Here is a 15,645-nt window from a genome sequence, read left to right as displayed (position 1 = left end):
TTATGTAAATATTTAGATTAATTTGCAGTTTAGTTTGACGATTTTTGATGAAGTGTTTCAATTGTCTTATCGTTATATACACCGTATATATCACGATAAGGCTTCCCAATCTCTTTTGGCGCCGACGAAGAAATGGTAGCCACTAATCCTTTGATATCGCTCGTATCGTCATTGGCTAGCGTTATTTCAAAGCCAGCAAGGTTTAAAGCACTTTGAACGGCAAGGAGTGACGTTGAAGCTACTAAAACGCCCTTGGGCTTTAAAAGTGTACGCAGTGTTTGAAAAAATTCCAATGTAACCAATGAAGCGTTGTTGCTCTCAAGAAACGGGTCTAAAAATATCACATCAAAAGTTTCATGCAACTGACGCAGTGCATAGCGCGCTTCGGCTATCACTAATGTTACCCAAGCAAACTCACTCTGATAGGTTTTCGTCTCACAAAGGCTTTGAAGCATTTTTACATGTAAAGTATCTTGCAAGAGCTTCTGGCTCGCATGTAAGAGCATAAAATCTTGGTCGATTGCTTTTACATGTAAATGATGTTTCGCATACTCATTGGCAAGTTTGACACTGTGATATGTGTTATATCCCATCCCAAAACCTATCTCTAAAAGAGTCACATCACCTGTTTCAAGGCGTTTTTTTAGACCCGATTTTTCAATAAAGAGTTCTTTCGCTTGACGATATGCTCCCGCTTTTGGGTGATAATAATCACGGTACAACGCGTTCCATAACGTCACACTACCGTCTTCTAAAACGATTGCTTGAGGCGTAGGTGCATCATGCATCTTTTTAGTTTCTACCTTATCTCCTTGATAAATGCCTCTGTACCGCATGGAATGTAGTACATATTCGCCAAATTGCCCTTTTGCCATATGCCATTTAGGTGCAATCAATTCATGTTCAGGTGTATCGGTGGCAAGTCGAATGATAGGAATGGAAGAAGGAACATAACGGAGAAGTTCTATCAAGGCTTCTGCATATTCATACTCGCTTAAAAGATGAAACGGTTTTATCGCATATTCACGCGCCAAGTCGGTACCTGAAATTACATGTAAATTGTGAAATTTTATCCCATCGATTTTCGCATCAATCACACCTTGAAGACTTTGCTTCCACAATGCAGGTGTTTCATCTGGCAATCCAATAATAAGATGTGCATAAACCTTTAAGCCTTTGGCATGCAACCGTTCAATGGCGTTAAGAGAACAAGCCGCATCATGTCCGCGGTTGATACGTTCTAAACTTGCATCATGCAAACTTTGTACGCCTAATTCAATGACAACATCAATGTGCTGATTTAATTCACTCAGATACGCTAACGTCGCTTCACTTAAGCAATCAGGACGCGTTCCAATATGCAATGCCTTAAAAGGATAAAGGCTTAAGAGTTTTGCATAAGTCTCTTTTTGTGTGAGTAAAGAAGCGAACGTTCCAGTGTAGGCTTGAATGTATAAAGCAAACGCTTGAGCGTTATAACGCCTTTTGGCAAAAAAGAGTGCTTTTTGTATCTGCTCTTCCACACTCTTAGCATCTGCTATTTGTGCGGCGCGCGCACCATGCTCTGGGCAAAAAGAACAACCACCTTGCCCTTCACTGTTGCGATTTGGGCAGCCAAATTCAAGATTGACAGGGATACTAAAAAGAGCTTCCCCATAGCGCTCTTTCATGTATGCTTTATGCGTGAGGTACGGTAGCATTATTTGGTGAAAAATTTGCGAATTTTCGTGAGTCCTAGCTGCATACCGCTATACATCATCACTTTTGCCATCTTTTTCCACATCGGTTTATCGTAACACGGATTAGGGCATTTGCGACAGCTTGGTTTATCATCATGCGGACAATTTTTGAGTCTTCCATACGAATAAAAAAGAAGTGTTTCGCACTCTTCACAAAGATGGTAGGGTAGTTCACATAAAGCTGTTTCTTGAAAACTCACTTCAAAGACACCCTCTTTTTTAGAAACATCGTGGTGTTTTTTAGAACAATTAAGCTGAATAAACTTATGGAGCGTTTGGCTATCGGTGTGTAATTTTTCAGGTGTCATAAGAACTCTTTACATGTTTGATAGGCCTATTATAGAAAAAAAGTATAAATAAAGAGTTTTACATGTAAAAGAAGTGGCAAATTTTTATCTGCCACTTCTTAGTAAATGTCCTTATTTGGCAGGAATAATGATACCTTTGTATGGTCCAAATTTGTGTTGATGGCGATTTTTGTCATCATTGTATGGTCCAACATCGCTGTCAGCCGCTTTGACAATAAGGTCTGGAAAATCTTTTTCTTTATTCGCTTTGATTGGGCGAACTTTATCATAATCATTGATATATGCGGCTACATCATACGCTTGATCATCGCTTAAGATTTTCGCATCGCTGGTTGCGCCAAGAGGCATATTGGCGATAATCCAATCGGCTGCTTTAATGACTCTAAACATACCAGCCCCTGTATTGTACGTATCTTTTCCCCATAGTGGTGGGAATTCATAGCCATTGGCTTTACCGTCACGTTTAACACCTTGACCGTTGTCACCATGGCATGAGGCACAAAACTCTTTATAGACTTTTTCACCCGCAATTGGATCAGCAGCGCGACTCATAATGATTTTACGATTGACTTTCATTAATGAAGTGCCTTCTACTTTAGCCCCCACAGGAACACCTTGACCCAACCAGTACATATACGCAACCATTGCTTTCATCTCTTTAGAGTTTTCAGGCAATGGCTTACCATTCATGCTACGTTGCATACATCCATTAATACGCTCTTCAATCGTACCAATCGCATTTTCACGTGGGCGATATTGTGGGAAGTTTGCAAAAACACCCATAAAGCCTGCAGAGTATTTTTTCGTACCTGCATCTAAGTGACAACTATTACAGGCGAGATTATTGCCTGCATAACGCATTTTTTTATCCGCTACTTCAGGTCCAATGTATTTGTACGTTTCAGAAACCAATGACTTACCATAGCGTACATAATCACCAAACATATTATTGGGAATTGTTTTTTCATCAGGTGCTTGCCAATCTTTCACTACAACTGGCTTAAATCCTTGGTTACTTCGCTTAGCAAGTTCCCCTACATCAAATGCAAAAAGCCCGCTTGCATATGTTAGAAATGTTGCTGCCAACACTAAAGACATCTTTTTCATCGATTTCCTCCTTAGAAATTTATTATGCTGTAATCATAATCTTTCATCGTCAATTTAACGTCAATTCTGGGAGAAATATTTTTAGATATAATGCGTGTGATGTTACGAAAAGGAGTTACTATCAAATCCGTTCGCATCTTTGCACTTCTCTTCGGTTTATTTGTTCTCTCGATGCTCACTTTAGGCTTTCTGATTTATAAAGCAAACAGCAATCTTTATATCGAAGATGCCCAAAATAGCGTTGAAAGTGTCTTAAATCTGACGCAAGAGCTCATTTCCCACGAAAAACAACTTGCACTCAGCGTCGCCTTGATGCTCTCACAAAACGAAGCTATTAAAGAGGCGTATCGTACGCAAAACCGACATATCCTTTTTGAAATCGTACAACAAGAAATAAAAAAAACCAAACAGTACCTGCAAATGGAGCATCTTGAAGCACAATTTCACACACGCGAGGGAAATGCTTGGGTCAGAAGTTGGGATTTTGCGAGTTACGGCAACGAATTGGCATCGTGGCGTAAAGGGATTGCTCTTTTACACCAAACCAAAGTTCCTTTAGTTGCTATTGAACTGGGAAAGCGCCTCAATATTAAGGCATTAGCCCCTATATTTGATAAGAATGATTTTATCGGTTCATTAGAAGTCATTACTGGTTTTGACGACATTGCACAAAACCTTAAAGATAAAAAAATTAATTTCGTTGTGTTAATGAACGACCAATTTTTAGACATTGGTTCGTGGATGAAAGAGTATGAACAAATCAACCATTTTGTTGTCGTCAATAGTAGCTGTGTTGCCAAATGCGCCAATATGCTCCAAAATGTCGTCACTCCCGAAATTCTTTCGCAAGGGTTTGCGAGAGAAAATGGCACATTGTTCGGTTTTATGCCATTGTTTGACATCGAATCGAAACAGATAGGTTACATTGGTGTTTGGTTCGATGAGGCTCTACTCAAAGAGTCCTTGTTACTTCGCGCCACACTTGTTCCCCCACCACAAGGTACACACATTAAAACATTAATGCCTTCATCGCATCAACCGCAACAGGAGATTATGATTCGATGAAAATTTTACTCCTAGAAGACGATTACACCTATAAAGAGAGTATTCAAGACTCTTTAGAAGAGATGGGATATGTCGTCGATGCATTTGAAGATGGGCAAAAAGCCTTAGACGCGCTGTTTGAAAACCAATACCATCTGGCACTGTTGGATATTCGCGTGCCGCATATCGATGGATATGAAATTCTAAAACAAATTCGTAAAGCCAAACTCGATTTACCGATTATTTTTATTACGTCATTGACGGACATTAACAATTTAAGCCTTGGTTATGAGCTTGGCTGTAACGACTACATCCGAAAACCTTTTTCGCTCAAAGAGTTGCAATACCGTGTTTCGCAAACCCTCAATGCTTATCATCTAAAAACGACACTTGAAAACATAAAACTCTCACAAGGCTTTACCTACCGTCTGAGCGACCATTCATTGTGGTTTGAAGAGATGCAAATCCTTCTTAGTGCATTTGAAAGTAAATTGCTTTTTTTATTGGTTAAGAACCGCGGCAATTTTATTTCCACCGAGCTCATTCACGAATACGTTTGGGATGGGAAGACCGTGGGCGATAATGACATTCGTATGCTCATCAAAAAACTCCGAGACAAAACCGATAAAGATTTCATTATTACGGCAAAAGGAATAGGATACAAAATTGAAAAATGCCACCCATAACGCTCTTGTTTTTGCCCTAATTTTAACATTCTTAACCTTACTCGTTGTCTCGTTTCCAACGCTCAATTATATTTCAGCCTCATTGCGCTTGGCACAATTTAATCAAGAAAGAGAGCTTCGTTTGTATGCCAATGAAATCGAAAAAATTATTCACGACATTTCACCCATGCAAAAAACGTTTCTTTTTCCTCGCTCAATTTTGTATAAGTCCGCTTTGCTTGATGCCTCGAACCGTGTCGTTTTTTCTTTGATTCAAGAACCAATCCCCTCTTTTGACGATGCCTTCTTTTATAAAAATGACCATTCGCTCTTTTACAAACAAGCCTTAAGAGAAAATCCTTTACATGTCAGCTATTTGATCGTACAAAAAAAACTCTCCTACTCACAAGTGATTTTCGATATTTTAGTGATTATCGGCATTGTTCTAGCAGGAATGTTTATTATCTCCTATATCCTCATCAAAATGCTTTTAAAACCTTACATCGAAACATCCACACGCATGAATAATTTTTTTACCGATGTGATGCACGAGCTTAAAACCCCATTGGGCATCATGCAACTCAATATCGAAGGGCTAAGCACAAAATACAAAGACAAACGACTCAACCGTTCTCTGGCTGCCCTTTCGACGCTTTCAACACTTTACGATGATTTAGAATACCTCATCAAAAACAAAACCATCACCTACACGCAAGAAAGTCTTGATTTTTCATTTTTTTTAGAAGATCGCATTCGCTATTTTGAATCTCTGAGCTCGTCTAAAGGAATCACGATGATGCGCTATATCGAACCTGATCTGTTTATCACCATGAACCGCATTGAGTTACAGCGCATTGTCGATAATAACCTTACTAATGCTATTAAGTATTCTCACCCTCAAAGTATCATCGAAATTACGCTGATGCATCAGCACGATGCCATTTTGCTAAGTATTAAAGATCAAGGAGTGGGCATTAAAGAGGTTGATAAAATTTTTGAACGTCATTACAGAGGCGATATTTTTAAAGGTGGATTTGGTATTGGTCTGAGTATTGTCAAAAGTATCTGTGATAAGTATGGAATTAAAATTGAAGTGAATTCAAAAGAAGAGGAAGGCAGTGAGTTTATTTATACATTTGCAGAGGAGAAAAATCTCCCCTACGAAACATTATAGTGCTGTAACGTTCTCAGCTTGTGGGCCTTTTGGACCTTCACCAAGTTCATATGTTACTTTTTGGCCTTCTGCCAAAGATACACGACCATATCCTGATCTATTTACTTGGCGAAAGTGTACGAATACATCTTTGCTGCCATCATTTGGTTGGATAAAACCAAAACCTTTTTCGTTGTTAAACCATTTAACGGTTCCCTCTAATAAAGCCATTCTAAGCTCCTTTTTGAAAATACACCCCATTACGGTAGTGGTCGAAAAGTAGAAAATTGAGTATTTTTGGAGTGTTTTAGAGAGCCTATTTAACGAGCCGTAACAAAATACTACCAAAGATGAACTCGAACCTCATCTTTCTGGAGAAAAAGTGTATCCTATTTTTAAAAATAAAGCAAATTTAAAAACGCTTTTGATTATACTCGTAACATGAAGATAGCAAAAACGTATGCATTTTACAGTGCAATCATCCTATGTTTCGTTACTATTTTAATCACAAGTGTGTGGTTTGGTAAAAAAACAGACGAACAACATCAAATCCAAATCGAACAAAAAAGTGTGTTCGAACACTACCAAGCAGTCCTAAAACTCGAGTCTACACTCATTAAGAAGACTGTTTATGATTATTCCATTTGGAATGAGTTGGTTGAATTTATCCAAACAAAAGAGACTACATGGAGCAAACTCAATTTAGAGCCTATTTTAAAAACATTTAATGTAGATGCTGTGTATGTTTATGCGCCCGATAAAACATTAGTTTTTTCAAAAACAGACAATTCTCTCACTTCAATCACACCAGACTTGACAATATTGAATATAGACAAGCCTTTATTCCAAGATTTTTTTCAATACCATGACAAAGAATTTATTCAATTTTTCTTAGCACCCATTCATGCATCATCCGATATTGAACGAACGGGTAAACCCTTTGGATTTTTGCTTTTAGCCCGAAAATGGGATCACACTTTTTTAGATTCGATAGCAAAAATTACTTTAGGTAAAACAACACTTGTCCCTGTGGATAAAAGTAACACTATAAACAATGATTCATTTTCTTTACCGCTTCAATCGCTTGATAATCATACGATTGGCTACATCTCTTTTGCCTATACGCCTTCTGTGCTACTTTTTATCTCTGATATCCAAAATTATAGTGCTGTCGCAGGATTTTTCATTATCTTCTTAGCACTTTTTCTTTTTTACCTCTTAACCCAAAGAGTCCTTTTTAAACCTATCCATTACATCTCTATGGCCCTTAGAACACACAATCTCAATTATATTCATGCTCTCTCAAAGCAACAGCATGAATTGGGTGAAATTGCTGAACTTATCTGTGAGCATGAACAACAAGCACTTTTGTTGGAGCATTATAGAGACGCGATTGATGAAAGTACAATTGTTTCCAAAACCAATCCTCAAGGTATCATTACCTATGCCAATGAACAATTCGTTGCTATTTCAGGCTATGCAAAAGAAGAGCTTGTAGGCAAACCTCACAACATCATTCGCCATCCAGACAATCCTCCAAGCTTTTTTAAAGAGATATGGAATACGTTGCATGATAGAAAAACATGGAAAGGCATTGTCAAAAACAGACGAAAAGATGGCTCTTCGTATTATGTTAAGTCTGTTATCATGCCATTGATGGATGCGGAAGGAAATATTGAAGAGTATATTGCGATTCGCTACGATATTACAGAGCTCTTCGAACAAGTTGAACATCTACGCAAAGAGACATTTGCAGAACTTCCAAGCCGCAAAACATTGTTGGAAAGTATTGAACATGCACATAACCCTCATTTGGCAATTCTCAATATTTGCGGATTCCGCGATATTAATACTCTGCATGGGCAACATTTTGGCGATCTTTTCTTGCAACAGCTTGCCATTAAAACGAAAGAGCTTTTACCCGTTGAATTTCAGCTCTTTCATCTGCAAGCCGATGAATTTGCTATCTTCTGTGATCATGTCTTAGCGTATGATGTTTTTACCCAAGAATGTCAAAATCTTATGAATACTCTCAACAATGAGGGACTGTTAATTGAGAACAAATACTACCCGCTTACGCTTCGTATCGGTATTGCCAATGGAGCGGAATACCTTTATAATCGAGCGGAAATTGCACTCAAAGAAGCTAGAAATACCCATAAGTTTTTTGTAATTTATGATGATAATGAAGGCTTTCAAAAGCGCCTTCAACAAGATATAGAATGGAATCAAACGCTCAGAGATGCACTCATTAACAATCGTTTTACCATTTTTTTGCAAGAAATTGTTCCTCTATTTAAAAGTGCTTCTAAGCGTAAAAAATATGAAGTTTTAATCCGCTTAATTGATGCCAATGGCCGCATCATCTCTCCATTTCATTTTATTGACCTTGCCAAGCGTATGCACATTTATCATCAATTAACACGATTTGTCATTCAAGAAGGGATTCGAGCCGCTTTTGAACTCAATTGTGATATTTCCATCAACATCACAAAAGAGGATATTCTCAACCAAGAGACAACGACCTTTTTACTCAATACCTTGCAGCAATACGCCTTATTAAAAAATCGCATTACCCTGGAACTTGTAGAATCAGAAGGTATCGAAGATTCCAAAGAGGTGCAAACATTTTTACAAACAGTGCGTAGTCACGGTTGTTTATTGGCTATTGATGATTTTGGCGCTGGTTATTCTAACTTTGAATATCTTTTACGCTTGAATGTGGATTTCATTAAAATAGATGGCTCGTTGATTAAAAATCTTGATACCGATGATAACGCCCTCGCAACGGTAAAAGCCATTACGCATTTTGCGAAAAACTTAGGTGTGGCCATTGTTGCAGAATTTGTCCATAAAAAAGAGATTCTTGATATCGTTAAAGAGTTAGGAATTGATTACGCACAAGGATTTTATCTCCATGAACCAGCCCCAAAACCAAAACTCAAATAATGCCTTAGCCATTGAGGACTTTTTAACCGTTGTCGCAAACGATGCGTTCGTAGAAGGACATGAAGTCTTAGAAATTGAGTGGCATCGGCTTAAAAAGCTACCCGAGTATTCTGATGAAGCTAAAATTCTTAAAGGCTTAATTAACGCATCAACGGCTTTAGCTTTGGCATGTAAAGGTAAATATGAAGGAGCAAAGCAAGTGTGGCAAACTTATGAAAAATATGCACCTTTAATTGCAACAACTCCTTCGCCTCACACTGCACTCTACCAACAAGCACAAGTGCTTTTAGCTCAAAAATATACGCGTTACATGTAAAAAGTTGCGTAAACTAGATAGAATGATAATATCCATAAAAGAGCATGTAATAATTTTTTATACATCCCTTCATCAATTTTATCTTGAATAAAACTTCCCATTTTAAATCCGATAACAGACATGATGACAAACAGAAACATTAATCCAAGATTATCGACGCTAAAACTTCCATGAACACCAAACAGAAGAACTTGTAAACTTTTATTGGTAATAAAACAAAAATTCATCACTCCAATAAAGCGCTTTTTTTCTAAATTGAGCTCTAGGAGCAATATGACAAGCACAGGTACCATAATGTTCGAAATTCCGCCAATAAACCCGCTTAAAACACCCATAATAAAGATCATACTTTGGCGGTAGTCTCTCACCCAATGTGAGATTGAAATTTTAAGACGTGTTTTATTGAGATACAATAAAATGACGGCAACTAAAATTAATTTGTAATATGGACTATTAGAGAGAATTAAAAGATTTGTCCCAATTAAACTACCGCCAATGACACCTACAATTAATAGCTTATACTCTTTCCAAATATCACTAAAAGAATTATCTTTTTTGAGGCTAAAGATGTTAGTAGCAATCGTTGGGAAAAGTGTATATAATACTGCTCTTTTTAAGTCTACAAAGAGAGCAAACAAAGGTGTTGCAATGATAGGGAACCCAAATCCAAATACACCATGCACCACGCCAGCAACGAATGCGACACTTATTTCAAAAAAGAACAAAGCATCAAACATGTTTGTAGTACCAACTCATCGTATCTTCGCCAATATGTTGCGAAAATACTTTCGTTAATCCCTTTGGAAGTGTTATCGCTTCACCTTCTTTGGAATGAGGTGATTGAAAGATGAGATACCAAGCAACTTCTTGGTGCAACGCATTTAACATCTGTTGTCCACCCTCAATCATTACCATCTGATAAGTTTGAAGGAGGCTTAAAGAAGTCTCTACTCTAACGTTTCGTTGAGGCACGCTAAACAGGGGAATCGTCTTATCAAAATCTTTCTGATGGGAATAGATAAGAATATCAGGTGCTTTCCCATTGCATAACCTTGCATCTAGCGTAGGTTTATCTAAACGAACCGTATTACCGCCAATCACCAACAAATCACAACGGTCTCGTAAACAGTGAACCATTTTTCGAGAATCAAGCGATGTAATAATTCCACCCGTTGCTACATTATTAGCGCTCAAAGCTATTTTAAAAAAGACAAAAGGACGTTTTTGTTCTTTACATGTAAAAGGTGTGAGCAACAGCGCACACGCATCTTTTAAGCACCCAAAGCTGACATCAACACCTTGACTCGCCAAGAAAGTACCGCCACCTTGTGCTTGTGTACTTGAATCATATTCTCCTATTACAACGCGCTTAATGCCAAGCGTATGAATCAGCTGTGAACAAGGAGGTGTTTTACCATAATGATGGCAGGGTTCTAGCGTTACATGTAATGTTAAATGATGAAACAGATTTTTGTGATGTTTGGATAAATAAACATGAATTTGCGTAGAATCTTCGACTAAAGAGAGTGTAGTATCGCCACTTAAAAGTATATAAGCTTCTTTAAGTGCCATCACTTCAGCATGGGCAAAACCTGCCTTATGATGTGCTCCAATTGCAATAATTTCACCTAAATCATTGCTCACTACCGCCCCAACAGCAGGATTTGGGAAGGTAAGCACTTGGCATGCCCATGCGGCATCCAGTGCTTTTTGCATCAGAAATGTATCAGATGCACTTACCATTCAAAATAAGTTCGTACTTTATCGATTGACTCAAGAGGAATTTCTTTTAACTCTCCCTCGACAAGAACATACAGTACATTGTTTTCAAATTTTTTGAGTATTCCAATAAATTTCTCTTTATCTTTAAGCTTGAGTTTGATTTTTTCACCCAATGAAGCTTCAAAATGTTCAGGTTTTGTCAGTTTACGCTCGATACCCGGTGAACTAACTTCAAAAAAATATTCACCATCAAGAGGTGGCTCCACATCAAAGATAGGAGATAAAATACGGCTAATCTCTTCACATTTATCCAGACTAATGCCCTCTTTAGATGTAATAAAAATACGAAAGATTCGTTTATCAAATTCTGTTGCCACTTCAGTATCATACAAAGAGACTCCGCAGCTTTCTACAATTTTCGTAATTTGTTCTACATTAATCATCGTTTTTCTTACCTTTTGTGAGCTCTTCTTCTACTTTTGCAAACAACGCATCCATTTTGTTCTGTCTCTCTAAACTATCATCGAAACGAAACCTAAAATTAGGACAACGAAACCATCCTTCTGTTTGCATACAATGTGTTTGAATATGGCGTTTGACTCTATCAAGATGCGAGACAATATAATTTTTTTCTTTTTCATCGTACATAGAACCGTCAAGATAAACAATTGCATCGTACTTGCCGCGACTGCATTCAACATCGACAACACAGACTCCGCGCAACATCTCATCTTGAAGTGTACTGAGTGCCTCAGGGATAAGCTCCCTTAAGACGCTCTCTGTTCGTTGGATTTTAATACTTTTATCCATCATAGTTTCGCTTTTTCTTCAACCTCTTTAAAGCTCTCGATATAATCGCCTACCTTAATATCTGTGTAGCCTTCAATACCGACACCACACTCATAACCTTTACCCACTTCTTTCACATCATCTTTAAAGCGTTTAAGAGAGGAGACACTGCCTTCATAAATAATAACACCATCACGAATAACTCTGATTTTAACACCGCGATTAATAGTACCATCCGTAACGATACATCCTGCAATATGCCCAAGTTTTGGCACTGCAAAAACTTCTCGAACCATTGCTTGACCAATATTTTCTTCACGAATTACAGGCGCCATCATACCCGTTACAAGATTGGTGACATCATCAATTAAATCATAAATTATATTATACGTTTTGATTTCAACACCAAGGCTTCTTGCTTTTTCTTTTACAACACCTGTTGGACGAACATGAAAGCCTAAAATCACGCAATTTGAACTAGCACCAGCTAGCGCAACATCGCTCTCAGTAATACCACCAATACCCGCACTTACGATATTGACTTTTGTTTCAGAATTTCTAATTTTTTCAAGACTTCCTTTAATGGCTTCAAGACTTCCTTGAACATCCGCTTTAATAATAACTGGAAGCGTTTTTAAAGCACCCTCGGCAATCATATCGCTTAATTCATCTAAGCTGACTTTGGTTGATTTTGAAAGCTCTTTTTGACGTAAGTATTCCGCTTTTTTCTTCGCATATTCACGGGCAATTTTGTCGGTTTTGACACTAATCAGTGTTTCTCCAGCACCAGGAACTTCACTGAGGCCTAATACAACCACTGGCTCACCCGGTTTCGCCTCTTTCACAGAGTTACCACGATCATTCAGAAGAGCTTTTACTTTACCAAAGGCAATACCAGCAACAACAATGTCACCTACTCTCATTGTACCGTCTTCAATCACAACGGTTGCAACAGGACCTCTACCTTTTTCTAATGAACTCTCAATAACCGTTGCTTTTACATCACGTGTTGGGTCAGCTTTTAGCTCTAAAAGATCCGCTTGAAGTAAAATAACCTCTAAGAGTTCATCAATGCCCATACCTGTTTTTGCAGACACTGGGACAAATTCGTGCTCTCCACCCCAGTCAATTGGTGTAATGCCTAATTCTGCAAGCTGTGCTTTCACAAGATCAGGATTGGCAGATTCTTTATCCATTTTATTGACAGCAATGATAATAGGTACGCCTGCCGCTTTTGCATGTTCGACAGCCTCTTTTGTTTGTGGTTTGACACCATCATCCGCGGCAACAACAACGATAACAATGTCGGTTACTTTAGCACCACGTGAACGCATTTCTGTAAAAGCTTCGTGACCCGGAGTATCAATGAAAGTGATATTGCGTCCATTTTTTTCGACCATATACGCACCAACGTGCTGCGTAATACCACCCGCTTCACCCGCTGCCACTTTTGCATTTCGAATATAATCGAGTAAAGAAGTTTTACCATGATCAACATGCCCCATAATGGTAATAACCGGTGCACGCTCAACAAAGGTTTGCTCACTCGCATCAATTTCTTCGTCGTATGCTTTCACATAATCAAAAGACTCTTGATCGTTTACTGTTGTCACATTAACGCCAAATGTCTCGGCTAAAATTTCAATCGAATCTTTATCTAAAAAGTCATTTTTGGTAAACATAACACCCAAGGAGAAAAGTTCTTTAATGACTTCGCCAACGGGTTTATTGATTTTTTCAGCAAATTCATACACTCTGATCTCTTCAGGAATTTCAATAGCGCTAATAACTTCACTCTCTTGAACCTGAGTAGGACGACGACGACGCTTACGACCTACACGCTGAATACCTTGCATAACAAAATTTGTTTTTTTAGTGGTTCGAATTTGACTAGGATCGATCTGTTTTTTCTTCCTATTATCTTCATTAACGGGTAACCCCATATTGAGATCAGGAAGCACAATCATCTCTTCTTCTTCTGCATCAATATTCGTATCTGCCATTTCAATATTTAAAGCGATATCTATTTTTTCAGTATTTGATTTTTTCTCAGCAGGTACTTTTTTGATTTTCTTTTTCTTTTTTTGCAATTCGCTGGCTGCAAAATTTGATGCAAACATTGCCTCAATATTTTTAGCCGTACTTTTTTCATTATAAGAGCGTGGAGATTCGTTTTCACTTTCATCGGCTTCGATTTCTTTAGCTTCTGGTCTTTTTTTCTTAACAATTACAAGACCTCTACGCTTTCTGACGTTGGTAGCATCAAGCTTTTCTTCGCTTTCATCACTCTCGTCGCTATCAGCGTTCATAGAAGATTTCGATAATGCTTCTGCTTTAGGTTCACTATTGCCTAGCTCAAGTTCTTTTTCTTTGAGTGTCTTTGTTTTAGGGAGAGTTGCTTCTACGGCTTTAGGCTTTTCAATCACAGGAATTTCTTGTACCTCAACTTTTTTAACTTCTGCAACTTTGACAGGTGCTGTTTCTACGGCGGGCTTTACAGTTTGTGCAGTAGTATTGTCTCCTGTTAAAACGTAGTTAATTAATTTCTCGGCATCTTCCGTACTGATTGAACTTGAAGGGGCTTTTGCATCAAGTCCGATATCCATCGCTTTTTCGATAATATCTTTATTTTTCATCCCCAATTCTTTTGCTATCTCGGTTATGCGAACCTTATCCATTCGTGCCTATCTCCTTAAAAATTTTACCAAATTCCATCATTGTCTTGTGATTTGTTTTGCATTTATTGTTGAGTATTTTCACAACTTTCTTTTCATTGCTTTCCATACATGCCTTGCAGATATAAAAACTTCTTCCTATCTTGGAAAAGAGTACGAGTTCACCACTAATGATCTGCAATCTTTGTAATTTTTCTTGTAAAGCTCTTTGCCTACAAACAATGCACATTCGTATTGGTTGACTCATTTTTGCGCCTGATTATATCAAAATTTAGCTGTTTTTCAGCTTTGTACAATTTCAAAGCCGTTATTATCCAGCTCAAAAATTTCCACTCTAAACATTTCAAAACTTTTTTTAAGTACCGTAGCAACTTTTGTTGCATCTTCTGCTTTCACTAAATTAAAAAAAGATGACCCACTGCCAGAAAGAGTACTCATCAAAGCACCATTTTTTAGTGCCATATCCCTTACATCAAAAAGTTCCCGCATTTGCTTCATTCGACGATGCTCATGCATACAATCTTTTGAAGCAACCCTTAAATACTCCCAATTTTCACTAAAAAAAGCCGCACACAACATTGAGGCGCGTGAAAGATTGTAAACAACATTTTTCATCATATATGACTTGGGTAACAATGTTCTTGAATGCGCTGTAGACATGGGACGATCGGGAATCACCATCACTACTTTCAATTTATCACTGAGCTTCTTTTGAAGTGTTTTTACTTTATTGTTCTCGACAACAGAACTTGTAAAACCACCATACACGGCTGGAGCGATATTGTCAGGATGTGTTTCATAAATCAGCGCTTTATTTAAGATAGTCTCTCTACTGGCTTTAATCCCTGCCATTTCATAGGCGCTTGCAATAGCACCCACAATCACAGCCGAGCTACTACCAAGCCCTCTTGAAAATGGTATATTGTTATAAAACTCAAATCGGAAAGGATCTTTTTTACCGACCAGTTCTTGATAAATTTCATAAAAAATGGAAACAAAAATATTGTTATTTTTAAGCTTGACGTTCTCTTCACCTTCGCCTTTCACAGAGATACTCTGATAACTAGCAGGTTTTATAGATACCTCATTGTAAAGTGCAATCGCAAGACCCAAACAATCAAATCCTGGTCCTAGATTAGCACTGGTTGCTGGTATTTTTATCTTCACCTATTTTTCTC

The 15,645-nt window shown here is 37.9% G+C and carries 15 protein-coding genes; 5 read left to right on the top strand and 10 right to left on the bottom strand.

Annotated features, from left to right (window positions below; genetic code table 11):
- Positions 1–29: 29 nt before the first annotated feature.
- From mnmL to AC5SLP_RS00770, 3 genes are all read right to left on the bottom strand, one after another.
- Positions 30–1,700, bottom strand: a complete 1,671-nt coding sequence (gene mnmL / locus AC5SLP_RS00780) for a tRNA modification radical SAM protein MnmL/YtqA (protein WP_495253229.1) — start codon at positions 1,698–1,700, stop codon at positions 30–32.
- The gene (locus AC5SLP_RS00775; RefSeq protein ID WP_495253228.1) at positions 1,700–2,047 is read right to left on the bottom strand and encodes a nitrous oxide-stimulated promoter family protein; all 348 of its coding nucleotides are present in this window, start codon (positions 2,045–2,047) and stop codon (positions 1,700–1,702) included. Before AC5SLP_RS00775 ends, mnmL begins: the two co-directional genes overlap by 1 nt.
- Positions 2,048–2,158: 111 nt before the next feature.
- Complete coding sequence (locus tag AC5SLP_RS00770) at positions 2,159–3,154, bottom strand: c-type cytochrome (RefSeq protein WP_495253227.1); 996 nt, start codon at positions 3,152–3,154, stop codon at positions 2,159–2,161.
- A gap of 99 nt (positions 3,155–3,253) precedes the next feature.
- Here AC5SLP_RS00770 and AC5SLP_RS00765 point away from each other — a divergent pair, with 99 nt between their 5' ends.
- Genes AC5SLP_RS00765 through AC5SLP_RS00755 form a run of 3 tightly spaced genes read left to right on the top strand, consistent with a single transcriptional unit; the run spans position 3,254 to position 6,037 of the window.
- Entirely contained in the window at positions 3,254–4,219 is a 966-nt protein-coding gene (locus tag AC5SLP_RS00765; RefSeq protein ID WP_495253226.1) for a cache domain-containing protein, read from the top strand.
- Entirely contained in the window at positions 4,216–4,884 is a 669-nt protein-coding gene (locus AC5SLP_RS00760) for a response regulator transcription factor (protein WP_495253225.1), read from the top strand. Before AC5SLP_RS00765 ends, AC5SLP_RS00760 begins: the two co-directional genes overlap by 4 nt.
- Positions 4,865–6,037, top strand: a complete 1,173-nt coding sequence (locus AC5SLP_RS00755; protein WP_495253224.1) for a sensor histidine kinase — start codon at positions 4,865–4,867, stop codon at positions 6,035–6,037. The genes AC5SLP_RS00760 and AC5SLP_RS00755 overlap by 20 nt, the downstream gene beginning before the upstream one ends.
- Here AC5SLP_RS00755 and AC5SLP_RS00750 read toward each other — a convergent pair.
- On the bottom strand, positions 6,032–6,247 hold the full coding sequence (locus tag AC5SLP_RS00750) for a cold-shock protein (RefSeq protein ID WP_495253223.1): 216 nt from the start codon (positions 6,245–6,247) through the stop codon (positions 6,032–6,034). The two genes, AC5SLP_RS00755 and AC5SLP_RS00750, sit on opposite strands and share 6 nt — an antisense overlap.
- A gap of 210 nt (positions 6,248–6,457) precedes the next feature.
- On the opposite strand from AC5SLP_RS00750, the gene AC5SLP_RS00745 reads away from it, so the two are divergent.
- Both AC5SLP_RS00745 and AC5SLP_RS00740 read left to right on the top strand, forming a co-directional pair.
- The gene (locus AC5SLP_RS00745; RefSeq protein WP_495253222.1) at positions 6,458–8,965 is read left to right on the top strand and encodes an EAL domain-containing protein; all 2,508 of its coding nucleotides are present in this window, start codon (positions 6,458–6,460) and stop codon (positions 8,963–8,965) included.
- Positions 8,934–9,281, top strand: a complete 348-nt coding sequence (locus AC5SLP_RS00740; protein ID WP_495253221.1) for a DUF309 domain-containing protein — start codon at positions 8,934–8,936, stop codon at positions 9,279–9,281. The genes AC5SLP_RS00745 and AC5SLP_RS00740 overlap by 32 nt, the downstream gene beginning before the upstream one ends.
- On the opposite strand, the gene AC5SLP_RS00735 is transcribed toward AC5SLP_RS00740, so the two are convergent.
- The 6 genes from AC5SLP_RS00735 to thrB form a co-directional block, all read right to left on the bottom strand.
- The gene (locus AC5SLP_RS00735) at positions 9,272–10,018 is read right to left on the bottom strand and encodes a sulfite exporter TauE/SafE family protein (protein WP_495253220.1); all 747 of its coding nucleotides are present in this window, start codon (positions 10,016–10,018) and stop codon (positions 9,272–9,274) included. The two genes, AC5SLP_RS00740 and AC5SLP_RS00735, sit on opposite strands and share 10 nt — an antisense overlap.
- Positions 10,011–11,024 (bottom strand): bifunctional diaminohydroxyphosphoribosylaminopyrimidine deaminase/5-amino-6-(5-phosphoribosylamino)uracil reductase RibD, encoded by a 1,014-nt coding sequence (gene ribD / locus AC5SLP_RS00730; protein WP_495253219.1) that lies wholly within the window; start codon positions 11,022–11,024, stop codon positions 10,011–10,013. Before ribD ends, AC5SLP_RS00735 begins: the two co-directional genes overlap by 8 nt.
- On the bottom strand, positions 11,018–11,446 hold the full coding sequence (locus tag AC5SLP_RS00725) for an LSm family protein (RefSeq protein ID WP_495253218.1): 429 nt from the start codon (positions 11,444–11,446) through the stop codon (positions 11,018–11,020). Before AC5SLP_RS00725 ends, ribD begins: the two co-directional genes overlap by 7 nt.
- Complete coding sequence (gene rbfA, locus AC5SLP_RS00720) at positions 11,439–11,816, bottom strand: 30S ribosome-binding factor RbfA (RefSeq protein WP_495253217.1); 378 nt, start codon at positions 11,814–11,816, stop codon at positions 11,439–11,441. Before rbfA ends, AC5SLP_RS00725 begins: the two co-directional genes overlap by 8 nt.
- On the bottom strand, positions 11,813–14,470 hold the full coding sequence (gene infB / locus AC5SLP_RS00715) for a translation initiation factor IF-2 (RefSeq protein ID WP_495253216.1): 2,658 nt from the start codon (positions 14,468–14,470) through the stop codon (positions 11,813–11,815). The genes rbfA and infB overlap by 4 nt, the downstream gene beginning before the upstream one ends.
- A 279-nt stretch (positions 14,471–14,749) precedes the next feature.
- Positions 14,750–15,634, bottom strand: a complete 885-nt coding sequence (thrB, locus tag AC5SLP_RS00710) for a homoserine kinase (protein WP_495253215.1) — start codon at positions 15,632–15,634, stop codon at positions 14,750–14,752.
- Between the last annotated feature and the right edge of the window lie 11 nt (positions 15,635–15,645).

It is taken from the genome of Sulfurospirillum sp. E15m, assembly GCF_059415145.1.
The sequence above is the reverse complement of the archived record's forward strand: the minus strand, read 5'-3'. Positions and strand labels throughout refer to the sequence as shown.

What these genes read in the sequence shown, in the direction of transcription:
- AC5SLP_RS00760 (WP_495253225.1), top strand. Translation starts at nt 4,216, where the DNA reads ATGAAAATTTTACTCCTAGAAGACGATTACACCTATAAAGAGAGTATT.
- AC5SLP_RS00765 (WP_495253226.1), top strand. Translation starts at nt 3,254, where the DNA reads ATGTTACGAAAAGGAGTTACTATCAAATCCGTTCGCATCTTTGCACTT.
- AC5SLP_RS00775 (WP_495253228.1), bottom strand. Translation starts at nt 2,047, where the DNA reads ATGACACCTGAAAAATTACACACCGATAGCCAAACGCTCCATAAGTTT.
- mnmL (WP_495253229.1), bottom strand. Translation starts at nt 1,700, where the DNA reads ATGCTACCGTACCTCACGCATAAAGCATACATGAAAGAGCGCTATGGG.
- AC5SLP_RS00750 (WP_495253223.1), bottom strand. Translation starts at nt 6,247, where the DNA reads ATGGCTTTATTAGAGGGAACCGTTAAATGGTTTAACAACGAAAAAGGT.
- ribD (WP_495253219.1), bottom strand. Translation starts at nt 11,024, where the DNA reads ATGGTAAGTGCATCTGATACATTTCTGATGCAAAAAGCACTGGATGCC.
- AC5SLP_RS00740 (WP_495253221.1), top strand. Translation starts at nt 8,934, where the DNA reads ATGAACCAGCCCCAAAACCAAAACTCAAATAATGCCTTAGCCATTGAG.
- rbfA (WP_495253217.1), bottom strand. Translation starts at nt 11,816, where the DNA reads ATGATGGATAAAAGTATTAAAATCCAACGAACAGAGAGCGTCTTAAGG.
- AC5SLP_RS00745 (WP_495253222.1), top strand. Translation starts at nt 6,458, where the DNA reads ATGAAGATAGCAAAAACGTATGCATTTTACAGTGCAATCATCCTATGT.
- infB (WP_495253216.1), bottom strand. Translation starts at nt 14,470, where the DNA reads ATGGATAAGGTTCGCATAACCGAGATAGCAAAAGAATTGGGGATGAAA.
- AC5SLP_RS00735 (WP_495253220.1), bottom strand. Translation starts at nt 10,018, where the DNA reads ATGTTTGATGCTTTGTTCTTTTTTGAAATAAGTGTCGCATTCGTTGCT.
- AC5SLP_RS00770 (WP_495253227.1), bottom strand. Translation starts at nt 3,154, where the DNA reads ATGAAAAAGATGTCTTTAGTGTTGGCAGCAACATTTCTAACATATGCA.
- AC5SLP_RS00725 (WP_495253218.1), bottom strand. Translation starts at nt 11,446, where the DNA reads ATGATTAATGTAGAACAAATTACGAAAATTGTAGAAAGCTGCGGAGTC.